General features: G+C 58.2%; 22 protein-coding genes. 11 read left to right on the plus strand and 11 right to left on the minus strand.

Annotated features, from left to right (window positions below; translation table 11 throughout):
- Window positions 1-57: 57 nt before the first annotated feature.
- Window positions 58-1,008: a LysR family transcriptional regulator gene (locus AAEZ06_RS05100; protein WP_350613141.1), complete on the minus strand. Its 951-nt coding sequence runs from the start codon at window positions 1,006-1,008 to the stop codon at window positions 58-60.
- A gap of 109 nt (window positions 1,009-1,117) precedes the next feature.
- On the opposite strand from AAEZ06_RS05100, the gene AAEZ06_RS05105 reads away from it, so the two are divergent.
- Window positions 1,118-1,867: a sulfite exporter TauE/SafE family protein gene (locus tag AAEZ06_RS05105; RefSeq protein WP_350613143.1), complete on the plus strand. Its 750-nt coding sequence runs from the start codon at window positions 1,118-1,120 to the stop codon at window positions 1,865-1,867.
- Here the strand turns inward: AAEZ06_RS05105 and AAEZ06_RS05110 are convergent.
- Window positions 1,857-2,738, minus strand: coding sequence for a LysR family transcriptional regulator (locus AAEZ06_RS05110; RefSeq protein WP_350613145.1), 882 nt, complete (start codon window positions 2,736-2,738; stop codon window positions 1,857-1,859). The two genes, AAEZ06_RS05105 and AAEZ06_RS05110, sit on opposite strands and share 11 nt — an antisense overlap.
- Before the next feature lie 70 nt (window positions 2,739-2,808).
- Here AAEZ06_RS05110 and AAEZ06_RS05115 point away from each other — a divergent pair, with 70 nt between their 5' ends.
- Window positions 2,809-3,015 (plus strand): DUF1127 domain-containing protein, encoded by a 207-nt coding sequence (locus AAEZ06_RS05115; protein WP_350613439.1) that lies wholly within the window; start codon window positions 2,809-2,811, stop codon window positions 3,013-3,015.
- A gap of 64 nt (window positions 3,016-3,079) precedes the next feature.
- A complete protein-coding gene (locus AAEZ06_RS05120) occupies window positions 3,080-4,309 on the plus strand; it encodes a winged helix-turn-helix domain-containing protein (protein WP_350613147.1) in 1,230 nt (409 codons plus the stop codon).
- A 595-nt stretch (window positions 4,310-4,904) separates the two neighbouring features.
- Here AAEZ06_RS05120 and AAEZ06_RS05125 read toward each other — a convergent pair.
- Window positions 4,905-6,251, minus strand: coding sequence for a class II 3-deoxy-7-phosphoheptulonate synthase (locus AAEZ06_RS05125; RefSeq protein WP_350613149.1), 1,347 nt, complete (start codon window positions 6,249-6,251; stop codon window positions 4,905-4,907).
- 161 nt (window positions 6,252-6,412) lie between these two features.
- On the opposite strand from AAEZ06_RS05125, the gene AAEZ06_RS05130 reads away from it, so the two are divergent.
- Window positions 6,413-7,168 carry a spermidine synthase gene (locus tag AAEZ06_RS05130; protein ID WP_133098852.1) on the plus strand — a complete coding sequence of 252 codons (756 nt, stop codon included), beginning with the start codon at window positions 6,413-6,415 and terminating at the stop codon, window positions 7,166-7,168.
- A gap of 22 nt (window positions 7,169-7,190) precedes the next feature.
- Here AAEZ06_RS05130 and AAEZ06_RS05135 read toward each other — a convergent pair whose 3' ends face one another.
- Window positions 7,191-7,982, minus strand: a complete 792-nt coding sequence (locus AAEZ06_RS05135) for a crotonase/enoyl-CoA hydratase family protein (RefSeq protein ID WP_350613151.1) — start codon at window positions 7,980-7,982, stop codon at window positions 7,191-7,193.
- 422 nt (window positions 7,983-8,404) lie between these two features.
- On the opposite strand from AAEZ06_RS05135, the gene AAEZ06_RS05140 reads away from it, so the two are divergent.
- Complete coding sequence (locus AAEZ06_RS05140; protein WP_350613153.1) at window positions 8,405-10,078, plus strand: DEAD/DEAH box helicase; 1,674 nt, start codon at window positions 8,405-8,407, stop codon at window positions 10,076-10,078.
- Between the two features lie 75 nt (window positions 10,079-10,153).
- On the opposite strand, the gene AAEZ06_RS05145 is transcribed toward AAEZ06_RS05140, so the two are convergent.
- Window positions 10,154-10,921: a DODA-type extradiol aromatic ring-opening family dioxygenase gene (locus AAEZ06_RS05145; protein WP_350613155.1), complete on the minus strand. Its 768-nt coding sequence runs from the start codon at window positions 10,919-10,921 to the stop codon at window positions 10,154-10,156.
- Window positions 10,922-11,023: 102 nt separating this feature from the next.
- Here AAEZ06_RS05145 and AAEZ06_RS05150 point away from each other — a divergent pair, with 102 nt between their 5' ends.
- Entirely contained in the window at window positions 11,024-11,680 is a 657-nt protein-coding gene (locus AAEZ06_RS05150; RefSeq protein ID WP_350613157.1) for a thiopurine S-methyltransferase, read from the plus strand.
- A 59-nt stretch (window positions 11,681-11,739) separates the two neighbouring features.
- Here the strand turns inward: AAEZ06_RS05150 and htpX are convergent, their stop codons facing one another.
- Window positions 11,740-12,627 (minus strand): protease HtpX, encoded by an 888-nt coding sequence (htpX, locus tag AAEZ06_RS05155; RefSeq protein WP_133098847.1) that lies wholly within the window; start codon window positions 12,625-12,627, stop codon window positions 11,740-11,742.
- 302 nt (window positions 12,628-12,929) lie between these two features.
- Window positions 12,930-14,141, minus strand: a complete 1,212-nt coding sequence (locus tag AAEZ06_RS05160; RefSeq protein ID WP_350613160.1) for a pyridoxal phosphate-dependent aminotransferase — start codon at window positions 14,139-14,141, stop codon at window positions 12,930-12,932.
- A 201-nt stretch (window positions 14,142-14,342) separates the two neighbouring features.
- Here AAEZ06_RS05160 and msrB point away from each other — a divergent pair, with 201 nt between their 5' ends.
- The 3 genes from msrB (at window position 14,343) to AAEZ06_RS05175 (ending at window position 15,806) form a co-directional block, all read left to right on the plus strand.
- The gene (msrB, locus tag AAEZ06_RS05165; protein ID WP_350613162.1) at window positions 14,343-14,735 is read left to right on the plus strand and encodes a peptide-methionine (R)-S-oxide reductase MsrB; all 393 of its coding nucleotides are present in this window, start codon (window positions 14,343-14,345) and stop codon (window positions 14,733-14,735) included.
- Window positions 14,736-14,862: 127 nt separating this feature from the next.
- Complete coding sequence (locus AAEZ06_RS05170; protein WP_350613164.1) at window positions 14,863-15,348, plus strand: glutathione peroxidase; 486 nt, start codon at window positions 14,863-14,865, stop codon at window positions 15,346-15,348.
- Window positions 15,345-15,806, plus strand: coding sequence for a MarR family winged helix-turn-helix transcriptional regulator (locus AAEZ06_RS05175; protein WP_350613166.1), 462 nt, complete (start codon window positions 15,345-15,347; stop codon window positions 15,804-15,806). Before AAEZ06_RS05170 ends, AAEZ06_RS05175 begins: the two co-directional genes overlap by 4 nt.
- Here the strand turns inward: AAEZ06_RS05175 and AAEZ06_RS05180 are convergent.
- On the minus strand, window positions 15,790-18,114 hold the full coding sequence (locus tag AAEZ06_RS05180) for a hybrid sensor histidine kinase/response regulator (protein WP_350613441.1): 2,325 nt from the start codon (window positions 18,112-18,114) through the stop codon (window positions 15,790-15,792). The genes AAEZ06_RS05175 and AAEZ06_RS05180 overlap by 17 nt on opposite strands.
- Before the next feature lie 168 nt (window positions 18,115-18,282).
- On the opposite strand from AAEZ06_RS05180, the gene AAEZ06_RS05185 reads away from it, so the two are divergent.
- Both AAEZ06_RS05185 and msrC read left to right on the plus strand, forming a co-directional pair.
- Window positions 18,283-19,173, plus strand: a complete 891-nt coding sequence (locus AAEZ06_RS05185) for an ATP-binding protein (protein ID WP_350613168.1) — start codon at window positions 18,283-18,285, stop codon at window positions 19,171-19,173.
- Window positions 19,170-19,652, plus strand: coding sequence for a free L-methionine (R)-S-oxide reductase MsrC (gene msrC, locus AAEZ06_RS05190; protein ID WP_350613170.1), 483 nt, complete (start codon window positions 19,170-19,172; stop codon window positions 19,650-19,652). The genes AAEZ06_RS05185 and msrC overlap by 4 nt, the downstream gene beginning before the upstream one ends.
- Window positions 19,653-19,700: 48 nt before the next feature.
- Here msrC and AAEZ06_RS05195 read toward each other — a convergent pair whose 3' ends face one another.
- The 3 genes from AAEZ06_RS05195 to AAEZ06_RS05205 all read right to left on the minus strand — a co-directional run bounded on the left by AAEZ06_RS05195 (window position 19,701) and on the right by AAEZ06_RS05205 (window position 24,665).
- Window positions 19,701-23,327, minus strand: a complete 3,627-nt coding sequence (locus AAEZ06_RS05195) for a transporter substrate-binding domain-containing protein (RefSeq protein ID WP_350613172.1) — start codon at window positions 23,325-23,327, stop codon at window positions 19,701-19,703.
- A gap of 8 nt (window positions 23,328-23,335) precedes the next feature.
- Window positions 23,336-23,962, minus strand: a complete 627-nt coding sequence (locus AAEZ06_RS05200; RefSeq protein WP_350613174.1) for a response regulator — start codon at window positions 23,960-23,962, stop codon at window positions 23,336-23,338.
- A 241-nt stretch (window positions 23,963-24,203) separates the two neighbouring features.
- Complete coding sequence (locus AAEZ06_RS05205; RefSeq protein WP_350613176.1) at window positions 24,204-24,665, minus strand: response regulator; 462 nt, start codon at window positions 24,663-24,665, stop codon at window positions 24,204-24,206.
- Window positions 24,666-24,864: the final 199 nt, after the last annotated feature.

The raw sequence follows: 24,864 nt of genomic DNA on the forward strand, positions 1-24,864 counted from the left end.
CTGACCCGCGGCACCAAAAAAAGCCCGACCATGAGTCGGGTTTTTTTTGGGTGCGTGTTAGCCCATGCCGCCTTGCAGCGCCAGATCCCAGGGAGGAACAGGGCTGAAACGCGCTTTGAGGTATTCAAGCAATAACCGGCTGCGGGTGTTGGCCTGTTGCTCCAGGCGCAGGGCATAAATACCTGCGGTTTCCGGAGTGGGCAGGCCGCCTTCGCAGAACAGGGGCAACAGTTCGCCGCGCACCAGATACTCACTGGCCAGCCAGGTGGGCAGGTGGGCGATGCCCAGGCCCGCCAAGGCGCCCGAGAGCAAGGCCTCGGCGTTGTTGGCGCTCATGCGGATGCGTTGCGGGCGATAGGATGCATGGCGCCCATCCAGCTTAAAACGCCAGGCAAACATCGGTGCCAGACCTTCCCAGTCCAGGCCATCATGTTCGTTCAATTGGCTGGGATGGGTCGGCGTCCCACGGCTTTTCAGGTAGGCCGGGCTGGCACAGGCGATGCGCACGATGCTGGCCAAGGGTGTGGCGATCAAACGCGTGTCGACGATATGCCCGGCTCGCAGCACCAGGTCGACCTTGCCCAGGTGAGCGCCTTGCATGTCGACAAAGCTGTCGATCAAGTGCAGATGGACATCCAGGCCCGGATAGACATTGAGGAAGTCGGCAATCGCTGGCGCCAAGTGGCGTCTACCAAAGGCAGCAGGCGCATCCACACGAATCAGGCCTTCCGGTGCATGGCTCAGAGACACAGCTTCGGCCCGGGCCAGTTGCAACTCGCTGATGATCCGCCGCGCTCGCTCGGCAAAGGCCAGGCCGGCTGGTGTTGGCACCACCGCGTGGGTGCTGCGCAGGAACAGGCGACTGCCCACCGAGGTTTCCAGGCTGTCGATCCGTCGGGCCACGGCTGAGGGTGTCAGCGGGTGGCGCCGCGCAGCCGCGGAAAAGCTTCCGGCCTCAAGTACGTCGATAAACAGGCTGAGTTGATCGGTCAAGGTATTGGGGTTCATAAACAGGCTGCTTATGCGAAGTTGGCACAGCCATTGTGCGTTGCTGTGCGTTTCCCCGCCAGAGCGGACTGCGTAGCATGCAAGACATTGGGAATGTGGAGTAGGCGGCGTGCTTGATTTGGCGATGTATGTGGTACTGGGTGTGGCGTTGGGCACTGTCGGCGGTTTGTTTGGCATCGGCGGCGGGCTGATTGCCATCCCTGTGTTGGGCGTGTTGTTTGGCCTTGATCAACAAATCGCCCAAGGCACGGCCCTGGTGATGGTAGTGCCCAATGTGATGCTGGCGTTGTGGCGCTATCACCAACGCAACCGTATCGAACTGCGCCACGCGCTGCCGCTGGGGCTGATGGGGTTCTGCTTCGCATGGCTGGGGTCGATTTGGGCCGTGGGCATTGATGCCGGTGTGATGCGCATTGGTTTTATTGCATTTCTGGTGGCGCTGTCGGCTTATAACCTGTTGCGCATGTTCACCAGCAATGCACCGCCGTCGGCACAGATGCGCTACTCCTGGCCGTGGCTGGGGGTGCTGGGGGCGGCGTCGGGGTCGATGGGTGGCTTGTTCGGCGTGGGCGGCGCGGTGGTTGCCACGCCAGTGCTGACCAGTATTTTTGGCACCACCCAAGTGGTCGCCCAAGGCCTGTCCCTGGCATTGGCGCTGCCTAGCACCAGCGTGACCCTGGTGACCTACGCCTGGCACCACGAAGTGGACTGGATGATCGGCATACCGCTTGCCATCGGCGGGCTACTTAGCATCAGTTGGGGCGTGAAAGTCGCCCATGCCTTGCCGGAACGCCTGCTGCGCGGGCTGTTCTGCGGCTTTCTGGTGGTGTGCGCGGTGATGCTCACCTTTAAAGTTTAAAGCCTTCGATGATGTACTCGGCGAGACATTCGGTGATGGGCGAGGTGGTGCGCGAATTGCGCAGTAGCCGCAGATTGACGGATGGCAGCGGCGGGAAGCCTTCGGCTGCGCCCAATATCCGCAGGTCTTCGGTCACCAGGCTTTCCATGGTGACCGTCACCGCCAGGCCTGCACCCACTACCGCCAGGATCGCGGCACCGTTTGAGCTGTGATACGCCAGGCGATACTCCCGGCCATTGGCATCCAGCGCGGCGCGCGCCCACTGGGTGCAGAAGCTGTCCATGCCGGAAATGGCCAAGGGCAGCGCGGCGTGTTCGTCCGTGCAGAAGCAGGGTGCGGCGACCCAGACCATGGGTTCATGGCGAAGCAATTCGCCGACTTCATTACCCGGCTCGCGGCTGATAACGGTCAGGTCCAGGTCTCGGCGCTGCATCAGTATCGGCGACGCCTCGCAATGCATTTCAATCTGGATCAGCGGGTAAGCCTTGGAAAAACGCTTGAGGATGCCCGGCAAAAAACGCATCACGTAGTCATCGGGTGTGCCGATGCGTACCAGCCCGATCATATGCGGCTCGCGCAAGGTGTTAAAAACCTCGCTGTGCAACTTCAGTATCCTGCGCGCATAGCCCAGTAGAACCTGCCCCTCAGGTGTCAACCTGACCTGGCGACCATCGCGCTCGAACAGCTTGCGCTGCAGCACGTCCTCCTCCAGGCGCTTCATCTGCATACTCACCGCCGACTGGGTGCGGTTGACCTGCTCGCCCGCGCGGGTGAAACCGCCCTGATCGGCGATGGCGACGAAGGTGCGCAGGACTTCAGTGTCGATGCTCGGATAGTTGGACAATTGATCAATCTCCGAGATGTATTGCATAAGAAACATTCGTTGGATTGATCATAGCGCCAGGCACAGACTTCAGTCATCCCCACTGGAGGGCAAGATGATGAAAGGTCAAAAAGGTTTTGTGTTGATGGTGAAACGTCCTTTTTCCAGGCTGTTTCAGCGATTTTCCCGTTGGCAGGCGCTGCATCGCGAACGCCAGTTGCTGGCGAGCATGAGCGATGACGCACTCAAGGACATCGGCCTTAATCGAGCCGACGTCGAGATGGAAAGTCACCGGCGTTTCTGGGAAGACCCGCTGCGAAAATGACTTCAATGCCCCTACACAACCCAGGGTTCAGTAAGGTAGCTTGCGAGCATACAAGGAGATGCCCATGCCCGCAGAACTGTCCTTTTCCCTCAAGCAGGCGCGGCGTCTGGCGTTGGCCGCCCAAGGCTTTTCCGGGCGCCAGCCGCCGGCGCTGATCAAGGCTGCGCAGGTCAATCGCCTGATTGACCGTTTGGGTGTGCTGCAGATTGATTCGGTTAACGCTGTGGTGCGCTCCCATTACCTGCCGCTGTTTTCCCGCCTTGGGAGTTATTCCCCGCTGATTCTTGAACAAGCTGCCTGGAGCCAGGGGTGGCGGCGCTCGTTGTTTGAGTATTGGGGGCATGAGGCGTCGCTGCTGCCGATGGCACTGTATCCGTTGATGTGCTGGCGCATGCAGCGCGCGTCTCAAGGGCAAGGTATTTATCATCAGATGGCGCGCTTTGGTCGTGAGCAACAGGACACCATTCGCCGGGTGCTGGGCATCGTCGAGCAGCGGGGTGCCTTGGGCGCGGGCAGTTTGTCGACCCGCGAGGAGCGTGCCGGGCCCTGGTGGGACTGGAGCGATGAAAAGCATGCCCTGGAATGGTTGTTTGCCGCCGGCCTGGTGACGGTCGCCGGACGTCGGGGTTTTGAGCGGCTCTATGATTTGCCGGAACGGGTGATCCCCGTCGCGATTCTCCAGCAAACGCCCTTGAGTGAAGCCGAGGCGCAGCGGGGCTTGTTGCTGCACGCGGCTACGGCGTTGGGCGTTGGCACAGAGAAGGATCTGCGGGACTACTTTCGACTGGAGCCCGCCGATAGCCGTGGGCGCTTGGCGGAGTTGGTCGAGGAGGGTCAGTTGGTTGCGTGCCAGGTTCAGGGTTGGAAGCAGCCTGCCTATTGCCTGCCTGAGCCGAAAGTTCCGCGCAAGGTGCTAGCCAGTGCGCTGCTCTCGCCTTTTGATTCATTGATCTGGGAGCGCAGCCGGACCGAGCGGTTGTTCGATTTCCGTTACCGGCTGGAGATCTATACCCCGCAAGACAAGCGGGTCTACGGTTATTACGTGCTGCCGTTTTTGCACAACGAACGGATCGCCGCCCGTGTCGACCTGCGGGCCGAACGTGCTGCCGGGCGATTGGCGGTGCATGCCGTACACGAAGAGGAACCGGGGTTGGACGAGGAGGGGATGTTGGCCTTGGCGCTGAATCTACGGCAGATGGCCGACTGGCTTGGGCTTGAGCAGGTTCAGCTTAATTGCCAACGGACCAGTGCGGCGCGGTTGCGGGTGGCGATGGGGGCTTTAGGGTTGCTGTGATAAGCGGGGAGTGGTTAACGGGGCGCCTAAGTGAGCGGTGAAAAGCAAAAGCGGATCTACTGTAGGAGCGAGTTTGCTCCGGGCGGCGCTCGCGAAGAACCTGAGGGCACCGCGGTGATTCAGAAAACCCATGTCATCGTTAACGACCATCGCGAGCAAGCTAGCTCCTACAGGTGGCAGTGAATCCGCTCTTGCTTCTCCCCACTCAGGTCGGCTACCAGGCCGCCGTGCTTTTTATCTTGATCTTAGGCGCCCCGTTAACCACGATGGCTGAACGCAGGCATTGATCCGTGGGTAAACCGGCAGGACGCCGGTTTAGCCGCGCTGGGCCAAGGATGGCCCATCGCGGCGGCCCACGGAGCAATGTCGGAGTGAAGGCATGCCGAGCCACAGCGAGGCACCAAGTGGTGGGGCAAGAGCGCTTTGGTTACTTTGCCGCTTTTGCAAAGTGACACGCCGTAAGGGCGTAACCCCAAGCCGCCCTGACCAAAATAACGGATATGTACTCAATAGCTCCGTAGAACCGAACCTACCCCCCCCAGCTATCAGCAACTTCAAGAGATGTGTAGGTGCCTAATCAGGCAACAAAAAAACCTTACCTTTTCACTTGCTTCAATGTCTCGGCAATCAAAAACGCCAACTCCAGTGACTGATCGGCATTCATCCGTGGGTCGCAATGGGTGTGGTAGCGGTCCGACAAACCATCTTCCGTAATCGGCCGCGCCCCGCCGATGCACTCGGTGACGTTCTGCCCAGTCATCTCGATATGAATCCCGCCGGCGTAAGTCCCTTCGGCTTCATGGACCTGGAAGAACGCCTTCACCTCACTGAGGATCTGCGCAAAATCCCGGGTCTTGTAGCCGCTGCTGGCCTTGATGGTGTTGCCGTGCATTGGATCGCTACTCCACAGCACTTGCTTGCCTTCGCGCTGTACGGCGCGGATCAAGTTGGGCAGGTGATCGCCTACCTTGTTGGCACCCATGCGCGCAATCAGGTTCAGGCGGCCGGGGTCGTTGTCCGGGTTGAGGATGTCAATCAGGCGAATCAGGTCGTCCGGGTTCATGCTCGGGCCGACCTTGACCCCGATCGGGTTGTTCACTCCGCGCAGGAATTCGACATGGGCGCCGTCGAGTTGGCGGGTGCGATCGCCGATCCATAGCATATGGGCCGAGCAGTCGTAGTAGTCGTTGGTCAGGCTGTCGCGACGGACAAATGCTTGCTCGTAGTTGAGCAGCAACGCTTCGTGGGCGGTGAAAAAACTGGTCTCGCGCAATTGCGGCGAGCTGTCCATACCGCAGGCACGCATGAAGGCCAGTGTTTCATCGATGCGGTTGGCCAACTGGCTGTACTTCTCGGCCAGGGCTGAATTGGCGATGAAGTCCAGGTTCCACTTATGCACCTGGTGCAGGTCGGCAAAGCCGCCCTGGGCAAAGGCTCGCAGTAGGTTCAGGGTGGCGGTGGACTGATGGTAGGACTGCAACAGGCGATCCGGGTCCGGCACGCGGCTTTTTTTATCGAAGCCAATACCGTTGACGATATCGCCACGGTAGGCCGGCAGCGTGACGCCGTCGATGGTTTCATCGTTGGCCGAGCGCGGCTTGGCAAACTGACCGGCCATGCGCCCGACTTTCACCACAGGGCAGCCGGCGGCGAAGGTCATGACAATGGCCATCTGCAGCAGCACTTTAAACGTGTCGCGGATTTTCGCCGCCGAGAACTCGGCAAAGCTCTCGGCGCAATCGCCGCCCTGCAGCAGAAAGGCGCGACCCTGGGTAACCTCGGCAAACTGACGGCGCAACTCACGGGCTTCACCGGCGAACACCAGCGGCGGATAGCTGGCAAGGCTTTGCTCGACCTGCAGCAAGTGTGCGGCGTCAGGGTAGCGGGGTTGTTGCTGGATCGGCAGGGCGCGCCAGCTATCGGGGCTCCAGGGTTGGCTCATCATGAACTCGAGTGATTTACGGTCGGGTTGCCATGTTATCAGCAATTAGTGCGTGACCTGCTGGCGCCGGTTCGCGGACAATCGCGCCTTTCCCGCTTGGGACTGGGCGGCTGGATTGATCCGGTGCCCAGGTTGTTGCCTGGTAACCGTTAGGAGATGAGATGACTGAGGAGCGCGTTGAGCGCCTGCTGGCCGAAGTCCATGATGACTTCGGCATGATCCGTGTATTGGAAGTGGCCGATTACCGCTTTCTTGAATTTGGTGACGCCATTGAGCAGAGTTGCGTGTTCACTGCTGACCCCAGCTGGCTGGAGTACGACTACACCCGCGCCATGCTTGTCGGTGCGCTGTGTCATGAACAGCCGGAAAGTGCGTTGTTCCTCGGGCTTGGTGCCGGAACCCTGACTCAGGCGTGCCTCAAGTTCCTGCCGCTGGAAGATGTCGAAGCCATTGAGCTGCGTCCAGATGTACCGCGCCTGGCCATCGAGTTTCTGGGCCTGGATGACGATCCGCGGTTATATATCCGTGTGGGCGACGCTCTGCAATTGCTGGAAACCGCGGAGCCGGCGGACTTGATTTTCGTCGACCTGTATACCGACCTCGGTCCGGGTGTCGGGCATCTGGCCTGGACCTTCCTGGAAAACTGCCAGAAGCACCTCAACCCTGGTGGCTGGCTGATCATCAACCAGTGGGCCACCGATGACGGCAAACCGTTGGGCGCCGCTTTGCTGCGCGGGCTTTATCACCGGCACTACTGGGAGCTGCCGGTGAAGGAGGGCAATGTGATCCTGATCGTGCCGGCGGACCTGGATCAGGAGCTGGACCGGGATGCACTGGCTGCCCGCGCTGAAGCGCTGGCGCCGCGGCTGGGGTATTCGTTGCAATCGTTGATCAAGGCGATTCGGCCGGCGACCTGAGGTTGGGCACTTGTGTCAGTCATCAACAGCCTTTGAACACCCCTGGTCGTTTTTCGATCATCGCTCGCACACCTTCCTTGGCATCTTCACTGTTAAGCAGCTTCTCCACCAGTACCGGCAACCCGGCAGCAGCGGCCGTTTCACCCTCGATGCGGGCCTGACGCGCCGACATCAAGGTGGCCTGCACCCCCAGCGGCGCTTGCCGTGCGATGCGATTGGCCAGCTCCAGCGCCCTGGGTAACAGGTCTTCGCTGGCCATGACTTCTTGCACCAGGCCCAGGCGCAGCGCTTCATGGGCATCGAATTCATCGCCGGTAAGCAACCAGCGCATGGCATTGCCCCAGCCGGCGATTTGATGGAAGCGCAGCGTCGCGCCACCAAAAGGAAAGATCCCACGTTGCACTTCCATCTGCGCAAAGCGGGTATTGCTGGCGCACAGGTTGATATCCGCTGCCAGCATCAATTCGATGCCAATGGTCAGGCAATAACCCTGGGCGGCGACAATCACCGGTTTGCTGACCCGTGGCCCGGCGAATACACCCCACGGGTCGCAACCGCCCAACGGCGGTTGCCAGCCCTGGGCCATGGCGTGGGCGACATTGGCCAGGTCCAGGCCAGCAGTGAAGTGGTCGCCGTGGCCGAAGACGATGGCTACTCGCGCCTCGTCGTTACGATCAAATTCTCCATAGGCCAGGCTCAGTTCGTTCAGCAGGTCGAGGTCGAAGGCATTGCGCTTGGCCACGCGATCCAGGCCCAGAAGCAGGACGTGACCCTGCTGTTCACGGCTGACGCGGCTGCTGCTGGCTTGATTCATGGGTGAGACCTCGGGCGCGAAGAGTAGTTTCGGACCGAAGGGCCCGCTGCGAAAAGTGAACCGTTTAAGCGTCATGACCAGCAGGGCCGGGTCTTTGAAAAATAGACGCTACTGCAAGGATGCGCAAAGCCTGTGATACAGAGCAGTTCAACGGGGTTTTTCGATAAAAAAAGCTCCCTTTTTCAGGTATTTCCGGTATAGTGCGCGCCGGCCTTTAACCGGGCCGCGTTTAGGTAGCGCAATTCCCCGAAGTCAGCTTCGGCTGCACGTCCGTACAACGGACTCTCCCTTGACGAATCTTTTTCATTCATTCGTTTTCGCAAATCCCCGCCGACAAAGCAGCCAGGGCGACTCTTGAGTCTCAACACGGCATGCGCAGCTTTGGAGCATGGGTCTTTGCGGATGCACTTAGAGGCAGACCCATGACCCAGGAAACCGGCGGCTTCGCCGCTTTTAATCTTAACCCGAATATCCTTGCAGCCGTCATTGCGACTGGCTACGAAGAACCTTCGGCTATTCAGCATCAATCGATCCCGATCATCATGGCCGGCCACGACATGATTGGCCAGGCGCAAACCGGTACGGGTAAAACCGCTGCGTTCGCCCTGCCGATCCTGCATTGCATCGATCCTGCCAAGCGCGAGCCGCAAGCCCTGATCCTGGCGCCAACCCGTGAGTTGGCGCTGCAAGTAGCAACTGCTTTCGAAACTTACGCCAAGCAAATGCCGGGCGTTACCGTTGTGGCCGTTTACGGCGGCGCGCCTATGGGCCCACAACTGAAAGCAATCCGTAACGGCGCACAGATCGTTGTCGCCACTCCGGGCCGTCTATGCGACCACCTGCGTCGCGACGAAAAAGTCCTGTCGACCGTGAACCATCTGGTTCTCGACGAAGCTGACGAAATGCTCAAGCTGGGCTTCATGGACGACCTGGAAGTCATCTTCAAGGCTCTGCCAGCGACCCGTCAGACCGTATTGTTCTCGGCTACCCTGCCGCAGTCGATCCGTGCCATTGCCGAACGCCATCTGCGCGATCCGCAACACGTGAAGATCCAGACCAAGACTCAGACCGTTACCGCGATCGAACAGGCTCACCTGTTGGTTCACGCTGACCAGAAGACCTCGGCTGTATTGAGCCTGCTGGAAGTCGAAGACTTCGATGCCCTGATCATGTTCGTGCGCACCAAGCAAGCAACCCTGGACCTGGCCAGTGCCCTGGAAGCCAAAGGCTACAAAGCCGCTGCGCTGAACGGTGACATTGCCCAGAACCAACGTGAGCGCGTGATCGAATCCCTCAAGGATGGCCGTCTGGACATCGTTGTGGCGACCGACGTTGCCGCTCGTGGCCTGGACGTTCCGCGCATCACTCACGTGTTCAACGTTGACATGCCGTACGATCCGGAATCCTACGTTCACCGTATCGGCCGTACTGGCCGTGCCGGTCGCGAAGGTCGTGCACTGCTGTTGGTGACTCCGCGTGAGCGCCGCATGCTGCAAGTGATCGAGCGTGTTACCGGTCAGAAAGTTGCCGAAGTCCGCCTGCCGGATGCCCAGGCCGTTCTCGATGCTCGCATCAAGAAGCTGACCAACAGCCTGTCGCCGCTGGTGGCTGACGCTGAATCGACCCACGGTGATCTGCTGGACCGCCTGACTGCCGATATCGGTTGCACCCCACGTGCCCTGGCTGCAGCACTGCTGCGCAAGGCTACCAACGGTCAAGCACTGACCCTGGCTGCCATCGAGAAAGATCGTCCACTGGTACCGAACAACGCTCCGCGCGGTGATCGTCCAGAGCGTACCGGTGATCGTCCGGACCGTGGTGATCGTGAGCGTCGTGCTCCGGTTCCATTGGCTGAAGGCCGTGCTCGCTGCCGTACCGCGCTGGGTGCGCGTGATGGTATCGCTGCCAAGAACCTGCTGGGCGCTATCCTTAATGAGGGTGGCCTGGCACGTGAAGCTATCGGTCGCATCCAGGTTCGTGACAGCTTCTCCCTGGTGGAGCTGCCGGAAGATGGTCTGGAAAAACTGCTGACCAAGCTGAAGGACACTCGTGTTGCCGGTAAGCAGCTCAAGCTGCGTCGCTATCGCGAAGATTGATCCGCTCTTGAGCTGATTGATCGAACATAAAAAATCCCCGACTGGTTCGGGGATTTTTTTTGCCTGATGTTTGAGCTAGCCAAATCGATAGATATCCATTCCCAGCGCTCCCATGGTGAAGCCTTGGTGAGCAATGCTGAATTGCCCGCCTGCGCCCCGTGCAAAATACAATGGCAACAAATGCTCATCGCTGGGATGACTGCGTACTGCATTGGGTGCCTGGCGACGATAGTCGTGCAATGCGGCTTCATCACCGGCTGCAAGCTTCTCCACAACCCAATCGCGAAAGTCCCGAGCCCAGAGTTGAATACTTTCCGGCCCGGCGTGCCAATCCAGCTCGCCAAGGTTATGGGTAATGCTGCCGGAGCCGATCAGCAGCACGCCTTGCTCGCGCAGGCCGGCGAGCGCATGGCCAACTCGGGTTTGCAGGGCAGGGCCGAGGCGAGTGGGCAGCGAGACTTGCAGCACCGGGATATTGGCATCGGGGTACATCAGAGACAGCGGCACCCAGGCGCCATGGTCGAATGGACGTTTGGTATCGACCATCACATCCAAACCATCCTTCTGGAGCAAGTTGACAATTTGTACTGCCAACTGCGGTTGGCCGGGCGCCGGGTATTGCACGGCAAACAGTTCCGCTGGGAAGCCGCCGAAGTCGTGCCAGGTTTCTGGAGCCGGACTGCCGCTGACCAACAGGCCCTGGCTTTCCCAGTGCGCCGACACCACGACAATTGCCTTGGGGCGCGGCAACTCGGCCGCCAGCCGCGCCAAGGCCGGACCGCTGGCGCCCGGTTGCAGGGCGAGCATGGGCGAACCGTGAGAGATAAACAGGCTAGGGAGCATGAGAGCGGTCCTGAGGTTAAGATGGTGCCATCTTCAATCAGATCATTAATCTAAATCTAATATAAGTTTTAGTGCTATTTGATCGAATTTTCAGGGTGATTCATGGATCCCAAGTTTTGGCATGAGCGCTGGGCGCGCAATCAGATTGGCTTTCATTTGCCCGAGGTGAATCCTTACCTGCAGCGCCACTGGCCCGCATTGGTCTTGACGAGCGGGGCGCGTGTGCTGGTGCCGTTGTGCGGTAAAAGCCTGGACCTGGCGTGGCTGGCCAGTCAGGGTCATCAGGTTATTGGCGTGGAGCTATCGGAAACGGCCATTGAAGGCTTTTTCAGTGAGCAGGGGCTCACACCGCAAATCAGTCAGAGGGGGTTATTCAGGGTTTATCAGGCGGGATCTGTTGAGCTGTGGTGCGGTGATTTCTTCGCTTTGGATGAGGGAGACGTGGCCGAGTGCACAGCGTTTTATGACCGTGCGGCGATGATAGCCTTGCCACCGTTGATGCGTGAGCAGTATGCCGCGCACCTGAACAGCATCCTGGCCCGAGGTTGCCAGGGCCTGTTGATCACCCTCGACTATGAACAGGCGCAGAAGGCCGGCCCGCCTTTTGCCGTGCCTGACGAAGAAGTACGGTTGCTGTTGGGGCAACACTGGCAGCTGGACGTTCTTGACGAGCAGGACATTCTGGGAGAGAGCTGGAAGTTCTTGCAGGACGGTGTCACACGACTGGATGAGCGGGTTTATCGGTTGGCCAAGAGCTGAAGAGGCGCCCATAAAAAAGGGGCGATCCAATCGCCCCTTTCTGTGTTGCTACCAGCTCGTTAGCCCCGACGACGCAAGGCGTCGATCCGCTCTTCCAGCGGCGGGTGGCTCATGAACATACGAGCCAGGCCTTGCTTGACGCCACCGTTGATGCCGAAGGCGGTCAGGGTGTTGGGCATATGCACCGGCAGACCCTGTTCGGAGCGCAGGCGTTGCAGGGCACCGATCATCGCATTGGTGCCGGCCAGGCGGGCACCCGCTTCGTCAGCGCGAAATTCCCGTTTGCGCGAGAACCACATCACGATCGAGCTGGCGAGGAAGCCCAGTACCAGTTCGGCGAAGATGGTTGCCACGTAGTAGGCAATACCCTGGCCGCCTTCATTCTTGAAGATGACCTTGTCGACGAAGTTGCCGATGATGCGCGCGAAGAACATCACGAAGGTGTTCACAACGCCTTGTACCAGCGCCAGGGTGACCATGTCACCGTTGGCCACGTGACCGATTTCATGGGCCAGCACGGCCTTCACTTCATCGGGCGAGAAACGCTCCAGCAAGCCCTGGCTGACGGCAACAAGAGCATCGTTCTTGTTCCAGCCCGTGGCAAACGCGTTGGCTTCATAGGCCGGGAAAATCCCGACCTCGGGCATCTTGATTCCGGCTTCACGGGACAATTGCTCGACGGTTTGCATCAGCCATTGTTCATGCCGCGTACGCGGCTGAGTAATGATCTGGGTACTGGTGCTCATCTTCGCCATCCACTTGGAGATGAACAGCGAGAAAATCGACCCGGCGAAACCAAAAACCGCACAGAAAACCAGCAGCTGATTGAGGTTCAGATCAACCCCGTTGGCCGCCATGAACCCGTTGAAGCCGAAAAGGCTCAGGGTGATGCTGGCAATCAGCACGACCGCCAGGTTAGTGGCCAAGAACAGCAGGATGCGCATCATGGTTGTAGAATTCTCCTTATGCTTAATGTGTTGCGTACTGCGGGGTATATAAGGTGCGGCACTGGGCTATTCAACCGGACGACTATTTCAAACTGTGTCCTACAGCCTGAATGTAAAGCCTTGAAGGGGATTTCTGAATCTGTAGGTTGGTCAAAATGTGCGTTCAGCCCCATGGTTATTGGCGAGTGCGCAACCAGGGGGGCGAGGAGGGGGCTGTAAATGCCTGCGCCCGTGTCAGGCACAGATGTGTTGCCAGATAATCGCTGTACGACCTTAAGTGAGTCGTACAGCGGAAAAATTCATTACTGGCGATAGGACTTCAGGAAGTTGCCAATTCGACCTATGGCCATGTCCAGGTCATCCACGCGCGGCAAAGTCACCACGCGGAAGTGATCGGGCCACGGCCAGTTGAACGCCGTGCCCTGGACCACCAGCAGTTTTTCCGACAGCAGCAGGTCGAGGACGAACTTTTCATCGTTGTGGATCGGGCAGACTTTCGGGTCGATCCGCGGGAAGGCATACAGGGCGCCCATGGGTTTGACGCAGCTGACGCCGGGAATGTCGTTGAGCAGTTCCCAGGTGCGGTTGCGCTGTTCCAGCAGGCGACCTGCCGGCAGCACCAGGTCATTGATGCTCTGGTAGCCACCGAGGGCGGTCTGGATCGCGTGCTGGCTTGGCACGTTGGCGCACAGGCGCATGTTGGCCAGCATGTCGATGCCTTCGATGTAGCTTTGTGCGTTGTGCTTGGGCCCGGAGATGGCCACCCAGCCGGAACGGAAACCCGCCACCCGGTAGGATTTGGAAAGGCCGTTGAACGTCAGGCACAACAGGTCCGGCGCCAGGGATGCAGTGCAGATGTGCACAGCATCGTCGTAGAGGATCTTGTCGTAGATCTCGTCGGAGAACACCACCAGATTGTGCTGGCGAGCCAGTTCGAGCATGCCCTGCAGCACTTCCCTGGAATAGACGGCGCCGGTGGGGTTGTTCGGGTTGATGATCACCAGTGCCTTGGTGTTGGGGGTGATCTTGGCCTTGATGTCTGCAAGGTCCGGCCACCAGTTGGCTTGTTCATCACACAGGTAATGCACTGGATGGCCGCCGGCCAGGGTCACGGCGGCAGTCCACAGCGGATAGTCGGGTGCCGGTACCAGCACTTCGTCACCGTTATTGAGCAAGGCCTGCGTAGCCATCACGATCAGCTCGGATACACCGTTGCCCAGGTAGATGTCTTCGATGCCGACGCCGTCCACCTGCTTTTGCTGGTAGTACTGCATTACCGCCTTGCGGGCGCTGAACAACCCCTTGGAGTCACTGTATCCCTGGGCGGTGGGCAGGTTGCGGATCACGTCCTGGAGGATTTCATCTGGCGCTTCGAAACCAAAGGACGCCGGGTTGCCAATGTTCAGCTTGAGGATGCGATGGCCTTCCTCTTCCAGGCGTTTGGCGTGCTTGAGCACTGGGCCGCGAATGTCGTAGCAGACGTTGGCGAGCTTGTTCGATTTGCTGACCTGCATGGCGATGTGATCCCGAAAATGAACGATCCAGACGGCGTGGACACTACCGTGCTGGGAATCCTGCGCTGGCGCACCCATAAATACGTTTGAATACCGGTAAAACGGGTGCCAGACTGGCGTTTTGACGAGGCGCAATCATACGTGCCCCCTGATCCATGGAAAAGACACAGATCAGGCTTTTTCAGTTGCCGAGGTGTACCGATGGAAAAGTTGCAGAAAACCGTTGATGAGTGGAAGGCAATGCTCGACCCAGAGCAGTACAACGTTTGTCGCCTCAAGGGCACCGAACGGCCTTTTTCCGGCAAGTACAACGACTCCAAGGTCGACGGTGTGTACCACTGCATTTGCTGCAATGAACCGTTGTTCGATTCGAAGGCCAAGTTTGATTCCGGCTGCGGCTGGCCCAGCTTCTACGAGCCGATTGCCGAGCAGGCAATGGTCGAGATCCGTGACGTCAGCCACGGCATGGTTCGCACTGAAGTCACCTGCACCAAGTGTGATGCTCACCTGGGTCATGTGTTCCCTGACGGCCCGCCGCCGACCGGTTTGCGCTATTGCATCAATTCTGTGTGCCTGGATCTGGTGGCACGCTAGACAGTAACCCTGCAGGCACTCGCGCCTGCAGGGGGCTATGTCAAGGTATAAGTCTGGTAAATTAAATTGCACACAATTGAATTGCCTACTATCTTTTAGGCCTCCTTATCTCTTTCGAGGCACTGCCATGAGCGACAACCTGCTGAGCATCCCTTGCACCACCATAAAAGGTGAGCAAAAGACGTTGGCCGATTTCTCCGGCAAGGCGATCCTCGTGGTCAATACCGCCAGCAAGTGCGGCTTCACCCCGCAATACAAGGGTCTGGAGCAACTCTGGCAGCAATACAAGGACCAGGGGCTGGTGGTGCTGGGCTTCCCTTGCAACCAGTTTGGCAAGCAAGAGCCGGGCAACGAAGGTGCCATCTCCGAATTTTGCGAGTTGAATTTCGGTGTCAGCTTCCCGCTGTTCAAGAAGATCGATGTGAACGGTGGCGAGGCTCATCCGTTGTTTGTGCAACTTAAACAGCGTGCGCCGGGCTTGCTGGGTTCCAAGGGCATCAAGTGGAACTTCACCAAGTTCCTGATCGGCCGTGACGGCCAGGTGGTCAAGCGCTTCGCGCCCACCACTAAACCTCAGGAACTGACCCAAGAGATCGAAGCGTTGCTCAAATGACCGACCTGCCCAACGAGTCCCTGGCCCTCGACAGTCAGTTGTGTTTCAAGCTGTACGCAGCCTCCCGTGCGGTGACGCGGGCCTACAAGCCGATGCTCGATCAGTTGGGCCTGACCTATCCGCAATACCTGGTGATGCTGGTGTTGTGGGAATGGCAGGATGCGGCGCCACCGCAGCCGACGGTCAAGGCTTTGGGCGAACGCCTGTTACTGGATTCCGGCACCTTGACGCCGCTGCTCAAGCGCCTTGAGCAACTGGCCCTGGTCAGGCGTCAGCGCAGTGCCAGCGACGAACGTGAGGTGCACCTGAGTCTTGCCGAGGCGGGCAGGCGCCTGCGTGACAGGGTTCAACCGCTAAAGGCTCGCTTACTATGTGACAGTGGCGTCGATCTGAGTCAGGCAGATGCCTTGCGCCACGGCCTGGATCAGTTGCTCAGGCAGATCAAAGACTTGTCGTAGTCGGCACCCACAGGTCGAGCAGGCCGTTGAGTTCTTCCCGTCGAAAAGGCTTGGCCAGGTAGTCATTCATTCCCGCGGCCCGGCAGCGCTCTCGTTCTTCGGACAGGGCGTTGGCGGTCAGCGCGACGATTGGCAGTTCCGGCCAGCGCCCACTGCGGCGAATCTGCCGGCTTGCCTCGTAGCCATCCATGACCGGCATGTTGCAGTCCATCAACACCATGTCGAAACGTTGTTCTTCAAGCAACTTGAGGGCCTCGCCACCGTGGGCCGCGACGATTACCTCACAGCCGAGCTTGCTCAGCATGCCCTTGGCCACCAGCTGATTGACCGGATTGTCTTCCACCAGCAGGATGCGCGCCCTATGGGTGATCGGGCCGGTTTCCAGCTGGGCAAGGTCAAGGACGATATTTGTGTCGGGGCGCAGGTTGCGATGCAGGATCTGGTACAGCGCATTGCGGCTCAATGGCCGCGCCTGTTGTTGCAGAGGGGCCAGGGCGGCGACTTCTTCGCTGGGCATGAAGTTTCCATAGGCGGTGACCAGCAGGATCGGTGCGCTAATCGCCGGGCGCAGGCGGAACAGGCATTCGGCGCAATCGGTGATCAGCAGGTCGGGTTTGAGCCCACTCAAGTCATCGTCGATGGTGCGGCAATGCGGCGTCAGCCCCCAACTGGGCAACAGGGTGTTCAGCAGCTCCGCCAGACCGCTACTGGCAGAGGTAATGGCAACCACCTCGCCCGTCAGGGGCGCCAGGCGCACGACAGGTATATGGGTGGGCAGAGGCAGGTCAGCGCAGAACTGGCTGCCAAAGCCGGGTTCCGAACTGATGCTCAGGCGGCCGCGCATGGCTTCGCAAAGGCTGTGGGTCAGTGCCAGCCCCAGTCCGGTCCCGCCAAACTGGCGAGTGATGCCGGCGCCGGCCTGGGTGAACGGTTGGAAAATCTTCACCTGGGCATCCTGGGCAATACCGATGCCGGTGTCGCAGACCTCGATCCTGACTCGACCGTTGTGCGCATTGAGGCGCACATCGACCCGGCCAAAGCGGGTGAACTTCAAGGCGTTGGACAGCAGGTTGCTGACGATTTGCCTGACTCGGGTCGGATCGCCGATGACCAGGGCGGGAAACTGATGGTCGATCAGGCACGTTAACTCAACGTTGGGCGCGGCGTTTTGCGAGAGCAGATTGGCTGTGTCTTCCACCAGCGAGCCGAGGTCGAACGGGATCGTCTCCAGCTCAAGCTGACCGGCATCGAACTTGGACATATCGAGAATATCGTTGAGCAATTCCACGAGGACTTTGCCTGAGTCATGGGCAATCGATAGCTGTTGGCGCTGCTCGGCATTCAGCGGGCTGTCCAGGGAAAGGGCGATCATCCCCAGCAGCCCATTAAGTGGCGTGCGAATTTCGTGACTCATGTTGGCCAGGAAGGCGGCACGGGCCTGGGCCATGCCAAGGGCCGCCATCTTCGCGGCTTCCAATTCTTCGTTGGATTGGCTCAGCCGGTGGTTGATCGCCTTGAGCTCGGTGGTCCTGGCAGAAACAATGTTTTCCAGTTGCCCGAGGTACTCGGTTAGACGGTCCTCTGCTTGCTGGCGTTGCTGGATTTCGGCTTCCATGTTTTCGAACTGTTGGTTGGCAACGTTGACCAGCACGCCAATCTCGTCGTGCTCATGCCCTGGCGGGCAGTCCAGGCGGCCCTGGGCGGCGCCACGAGGGTTGCGGGTACTCAGCTTGCGGATGATCCGCACCAGCGGCTGGGTCAGCATCACGTAGAACAATCCCAGCAGGATTCCGGTCAGGATCAGGCTGCGGGTAAAACCGCTGAGCAGGGTGATCTCGGCGCGCCGAAGAAAGCGGCTGCCAAATGCGTAGGTGTCGACGTCGAGGCGCAAGACGCCAAGGGATTCGGTTGGCATGTGTGCGAGGAACAGCCGGTCTTCGAACTGGCGATTGGCGCCAAACAGGAAGTCACTGATGGGGCGGTAGCTGCTTTCCTTGCGTGGTCGATCAACGTCGGCCAGTACCGTTGCGTTGTTGTCGATCAGTTGGGCACGGGTGATGGCAGGGGAGTGCAACAGGCCCAACGTCAGCTCTTGCGCCAGTTCGGCGTCGATGTTGTAGGCGATGCGTGAGGCCGGGTCATGGCTGATTTCAATCAGCGAGCGTATTTCCCGGTTGATGGAGGCGTCTTCGCTGGCATAATCAATACCGATTTGGATCAGGCTGAGCAAGGTTCCCAAGACGAAACCGACCAGCACAGTCAGTCTGGCTTGTTTATAAGACAAGCGGTGGGCGAACTTGATATCCATCGGGTGCTGAACCACTTTACGTTTCCCTTCGCCCGGCAAGCATAGCTGAACATCAGAGGCTATCGGCCTTGCCCGGCATGAATCGATTTATTCAGGTGCAGCCCTGTGCGATCTGCGTCAGGGCTTCCAATACGCCATCTTTTACAAGAACTTGCCAGAGGAATAGTCGTGGATTCTCGATTGAATGCCTTTCTTGAGCGGGCCGATGCGGTGCTTGCTCGTCTGGAACCGTTATTACCGGCGCCTCGCCAGGCCATTGACTGGAATCAGTGCCTGGCTGCCCGTTGGCAGCGCGAAGGCCGCAGTGGCTTCTTGTTACCGCTGGAAGTCAGCCTGGACATGCGCTTGTCCGACTTGATCGGTGTTGACAAACAGCGCGAGCAGTTGGCCCGTAACACCCAACAGTTTCTCGATGGCCTGCCGGCCAACCATGCGTTGCTCTGGGGCTCTCGCGGCACCGGTAAATCCTCGATGGTGCGCGCCTTGCTGGCCCAGCATGCGAAGGCCGGCCTGCGCCTGATCGAAATCGAGCGAGATCACCTGGCCGACCTGCCACGGGTGGTCGAGCAGTTGGTCAAATTGCCACAACGTTTTGTGCTGTTTTGCGATGACCTGTCGTTCGAGGCCGGCGAAAGCGATTACCGGGTCCTCAAGAGCGTACTCGACGGCTCCCTGGAGCAGGCGCCGGAAAACGTCTTGCTGTACGCCACTTCCAACCGCCGCCACCTGGTCCCGGAAAACCAGAGTGACAACGAAAACTGGAAGATGGTCGATGGCGAGTTGCACCCCAATGAAGCGGTGGAAGACAAGATCGCCCTGTCTGATCGTTTTGGCCTGTGGCTGTCGTTTTACCCGTTCAACCAGGAGCACTTTCTCGACGTGGTCGAGCACTGGATCGGTGAGCTGGCCAGCAAGGCCGGCTTGCAGTGGCAGCGTGACGAAGCGCTGGACATCCTCGCGGTACGTTGGGCAACCGGTCGCGGTAATCGCAACGGCCGTTGCGCTTATCAGTTCGCCCGCTATTGGGTTGGCCTCAAATTGCTGGAGCGTCAGCCATGATCGATTTGCAGCAGGCCGGTACCGGCCTTGATGGATACGACATGCTTTACGCACAGCTGGAGTCGTTGTTGGCCGATGAGCGGGACTTTATCGCCAACGCTGCGCAGTTTTCGGCGTTCCTGTTCAATCAGCTAGATGACTTGAACTGGGCTGGCTTCTACCTCAATCGCGATGAAGAATTGGTGCTTGGGCCTTTCCAGGGGCAGATAGCCTGTGTACGCATTCCCTTTGGGCGTGGTGTTTGCGGCGCTGCTGCGGCCACGCGGCAAACACAACGGGTGGAAGATGTTTACGCCTTTGCAGGGCACATTGCCTGTGACAGCGCGTCGAATAGCGAATTGGTGGTGCCGCTGGTCAAGGACGGACGGCTAATCGGCGTTCTGGACCTAGACAGCCCGAAGCTGGCGCGTTTTACCCCTGGGGATCAGGTCGGTATTGAACAGCTGGCAGCGATTTTCCTGCGCCTTACCGATTGTTGAATGATTAGTGGCCCTGGCTGCAACCTGCAGCCAGGTTGCAGTCTGTCGTCAACGGTTTGTCAGGCTGTCCAGTTGCATTTGCAGGGTCCGCTCCAGTTCTAGCATGGACGCCTCGATTGCCTTGACCCAGGGATCGATACTCGTCTGATCGGTGCCGTCGCAGGCCTGTTCCAGGGCTTCGCAATGCTCGGCCAATGCACGGGCCTGGACGATCTGGGCAGCCCCCTTGATCTTGTGAGCCTGGTCGATAAGGTCCTGTCGGGCTCCTTGTGCCAGCAACGCCATGAGTTCAGCACGATCATTGCGGCTGCTGCTCAACAGCTCTTCCAGCAGGCGCCGGCTTAACGCCGGATCACCGCCGGTAAGTGCATGCAGGCTGTCGAGATTGAAAAGTTTGCTGGAAGGCAGGGGTCTGATCTCGGCCAAGTGCCGCCCCAGGGTCGTGAGACTGATGGGCTTGAACAGGCAGTCATTCATGCCCGCCTCCTTGCAGCGTTGTTTCTCCTCCGGCTGGGCATTGGCGGTAAAGCCCAGGACAATACAGGGCGCCATGTTTTCCCGTTGCTCGTGCTCGCGAATAGAGCGGGTCAATTCATAGCCGTTCATGATCGGCATATTGCAGTCGGCGATGATCAGGTCGAAGTGTTCCTGGCGCCATGCCTGGAATCCTGCTGCGCCATGTTGGACAGCTGTGAACTGATGTCCGAGGAAGCCCAGTTGCTGGCACATGAGCAAGCGGTTTGCCGGGTGGTCGTCTACCACCAGCACGTTCAGTGCGGCTGCGATGTCCATCACCACCGGCTTCAACTCAATCACAGGATGTGTCGGCACCAGGCTGGTCATGTTCAGCGAAACATACACCTGGGTACCGACTCTGGGCACGCTGCTCAAGCTCAGATGCCCTCCCATCATTTCGCACAGGCTGCGACAGATCACCAGCCCCAGGCCTGCACCGCTTCTGGCCAAATGCCCTGAGTTGTCAGCCTGGGCAAAAGGTTCGAACAGCCGTTGCTGATCGTCCCTGGTGATCCCGATGCCCGTGTCCTCGACCACCAGTTTCATGTTGATTTGTTGTGTCTGGCTGGCGGCCTGGACATCCACCTTGATCTTCACCTGGCCCAGCTCGGTGAATTTGATGGCATTGCTCACCAGGTTGGAAAGGATCTGTTTGAAGCGCAGTGGATCGATCAGCACATCGGTATGTTCGACGCTGCGGTTGAACTCAAGTAACAGGTTGAGGGATTTCTGGCGCGCCAAGCCATCAAAGACCCGTACCACCGACTCAATGAGCTCCCGCAGATTGACCCGTTCCGGTGCCAGGCTCAGGCGGCCAGATTCGATACGGGCGATGTCCAGGATATCGCCGATCAGCTCCAGCAAGTCTTTCGCCGAGTTGTAGGCGACCTCGATGGCCGGACGGTCCAGATGGCCGTGGTCGGCACGTTTGAGGGTCAGCTCAAGCATGCCGATGACTGCATTCATGGGGGTGCGGATTTCATGACTCATGGTCGCCAGGAATGTGCTTTTTGCACGATTGGCCTCATCTGCACGATCCTTGGCGGCCCGCAGTTCATCGAACAATTGGCGTCGTTCGCTGATGTCGATCCAGCCACCAATGATCCCCCTGACTTCGCCGGTGGAGTCGCGGTATGGCAGAATCCAGTGGTAGATCGTCAGTTTTTGCCCATGGATGTGCAACGTACGGTCGAGAATCAACGGACTGCCTTCGGCGACTACCCGTTGATAGTCGGCGTGGTATTGGCTGGCTTCCAAATCGATGTCCAGGCCGACCTGGGTAACGCTTTTGCCAATCACCTCTTCGCGCCTGACGCCGAAAGCCTGCAGGTAGCTGTCATTGCAGGTCTGAAGCAATCCGTTGCGATCGCGCACATAGATCGGATGAGGCGTTTCGTTAACCAGGGCCCGCATGAATTCGAGCTGGTCGTTGAGGGCACGTTCAGCCATCTGTCGGTGCTTGATCTGCCTGCGCATATAGGCGTTCCAGGTCAGGGATGTCAGCAGCAGGAGGCCTGCGCCGGTGATGATCTGGAGAATCAGGTGATGGTAGTTACGCCAATAGCTATCGGATGCCGCCGTGTAACCACGCCAGCGACTGTTGATGATCCCCAGTTCATCCGGGGCAATACTGAGTAAAGCCTTGTCGATAATCGAGCTTAGCTCGGTGGCGCTACGCGAGGTGGCCAGGGAAAAGGAGGCCAGTTGGGTGCCGATGCTGGAGCTGATCTGCAATTTGTCCTGGAATACCTGTGAGGAGAGGAAGTAGTTGGCGACCACCAGCGGACTGACGGCACCTTCCACGTGCCCTTGGGCCAATAATTCCGAGGCCTTGAAGGTATCGCCGGCTTCCACCAACTTGATCTGCGGGAACGCTTGACGCAAATAGCTCACCAAGGGGTTGCCTTTGGTTATCGCCAGGCGTTTGCCCGTCAGTTGTTCAAGGCTTGAGGGGGCGTCAGGCCCTTTGCGCGTTAGCAGTACATAGGAATTTTCCAGGTAGGGCCGGCTGAAGCTCAGCTTGGCCTCCCGTTCGGTGCTGGGGATGATTGCTGCGATGATGTCGGCCTTGTCGCTTTCTACCTGCAGGATCATGTCGTTGAGGTTGCGGGAGTGCTGGGTCTCGAAGCGTAAACCGGTGCGCAGCCGAATCAGCTCCAGAAGATCTGCAGTGATGCCGCGCAGGGTGCCGTCTGCGTCGAGGAAGGTCATCGGTGCGAAGGTTTCATTGATGACCACCTTTACCACGGGATGCTCTTTGAGCCAGCGCTCCTCGCGCTGGCTCAGTTGCAGCTTGTGATCGGTCAGCAATATGTCGCTGCCGGCGCTCCAGCGTTTGGAGATGTTTTCCTGCTCGTTGGTTGCAATGACCCCCAGGACTGAATTGATGATGCTCAACAAGATCGGCTGATCCCGGCGTACGGCAAAGCTGAAACCGTAGGCTTCGTGCTTGCCGAAGTTGGCCATGCGAATATTTTTCAGATAGCCCTTGTTGATCATGTAGTGGGTAGAGATGGTGTCACCGAGAAATACGTCAGCCTGCTCGAAGGCAACGGCGTTGAGAGCGTTTTGATAGGACGGATAGGCCTGAATAATTGCCTTTGGGTACAGTGCCTCGACTTCCGCCAGGGGCAGATAGTGGTAGACCAGGCTTAACCGCATGCCGACCAGGCCGTCGCTGAGCGAGCGGTTTTCTCCTTCGCGGGTGACCAGCACAGGCTGGTCCACGGCGTAGGGCGTTGACAGGACGATCTCGGGGTTACTCGCCTCAAACCCGTTGGCAGTGCCCAGCAAGTCTACTTCGCCGGCTTGCAATGCCTGGATCGCCGCTTCTCGGGTTGGGTAGCGCAGCACGCTGACGGGTAATACGAGTGCCTTGGACAGGATGCCGGCATAGTCGGCTGTGATGCCCTCATAGTCATGACCGCTGGCGGTGACATCAAAGGGTGGATAGTCGGGTGCTGAGGTACCCAGCACCAACTCGCGTTTGCTTTGTAGCCATTGGCGCTGTGTTTTGTCCAGTTGAGTATCCATTTGAGCACTGCCTACACGGCTCAGCAGTGAGTAGCGCTCTTGAGCGGTTAGAGTGGCAGGCACGGCTGTGCTTAAGCACAAACCTGTGCTCAATATGATTAGAAAGTCCTTTAAGCACCTGGGCATTCTGTTGCTCACACTAACGCGTTGCGTTTTGCCATCTCGATAAGCTCTACCAAAGAGGTGGCTTTAAGTTTTTGCATGAGTTTCTTTTTGTAGGTGCTGACTGTTTTGTTACTAAGAAACATACCTTTGGCTATTTCCTTATTTGTTTTGCCCTGTGCAAAAAATTGCAAAACCATAAGTTCTCGATTATTGACTGATTTGAAGAGGTTTAATTCTTCGTTTTCGCCAGCCTCTGAGCAGTTACCATTTAATGCCTGGCTGGGGAAATAGTTGTACCCGGATAAAACAGCTTTTATGGCACTCAGCAGTTCACTCAAGTCGCCCTCTTTGCAGACATAGCCATCAGCACCTGATCGCATGCAGCGTGTTGCGAAGAGTGTCGGGGATTGGGCCGTCAAAATCAGGGTTTTCATGGGGGAGCTCATGGCGTTGAACCTGCAAAGCACTTCCAGTCCGTCAAGTTTCGGGATGCTGATGTCAAGTATTATCAGGTCGGGAAGGCATTCGCGGACCATTTGTATTGCATCGCAGCCGTTGTCCGTTTCTCCAACTACTTTGTAACCTTCATGTTCTAACAGCATTCGAATTGCAAGTCGGATAACGGGGTGGTCGTCGATAATAAAAACTGAGTTCATGATCAGATCCCATGTATGTGCAAATAAAGCGGGCACATTAGCTCAGAAGTTGATGCGGGAGCGTGAGGTGAATGCTGGACAGATGTAAAATAGGAAAAGTCCTACATAAAAAAATGTAATGGATTACCCTTTGCCAGGCTTTCCTTGACGAGGTTTAAGAATTTTACAAGTGGCGTATGAAAATGCGAAAACTAGCTATCGAACGGCTGGGCAATAGCGAAATTTCGTAATGGCTGGATGTTTAATGTCCTACATGTTCAATGTCGCCGTGCTTCAAGTTGGCTGGTTTTTGATGATATTGTTTAGTCCTGCCAAATACCGCCCGGCTGATCAGTGCGCCAAGTTGCTCCTTGTTCAAAGGCTTGACCAGGTAGCCGAGCAAGGGGACATCACGTTGTCTTGCCTGGACTTTGAGGTTTTCCAGTTCGACAGCGGGCAGTCCACTCAGCAGGATGGCATATCGTATAAACCCTGCGCGGCTGGCTATTTCTACCAATTCCAGTCCTGGCAGGTCTGGCAGGCATTGATCGCACAGCATGATGTCGAAGGTGGGTTGAGCCTGGGTCATCAATTTTATTGCCTGCTCGGCATTCTCTGCCGGTGTCAGTTGGTCGAAACCGAAAATTTTAAGCAGGCATTGGGTGGCCAGAAGTTGAAAGGGGTGATCCTCCACTAACAGGATGCGCGGTTGTTGTTTGAGCATAGGGGGTTCCATGAGAATGGCTCATGCTGGAATGACTCCAACCAAGGCTTGTACCGGTACGGCCCGTGAGTCATGTGTCGAACTGTCGTTGGGTCGCAGGAATGTAGGCGTTGATGGCTGTATTGGATAAGAAGGCGCGTGATTATTCATCGGGTGTTGGGATTAATTCGATCAGTCTGCTCTGTTCCTTTCGTAGGCA

It is taken from the genome of Pseudomonas sp. HY7a-MNA-CIBAN-0227 (assembly GCF_040310325.1).
GTDB lineage: Bacteria > Pseudomonadota > Gammaproteobacteria > Pseudomonadales > Pseudomonadaceae > Aquipseudomonas.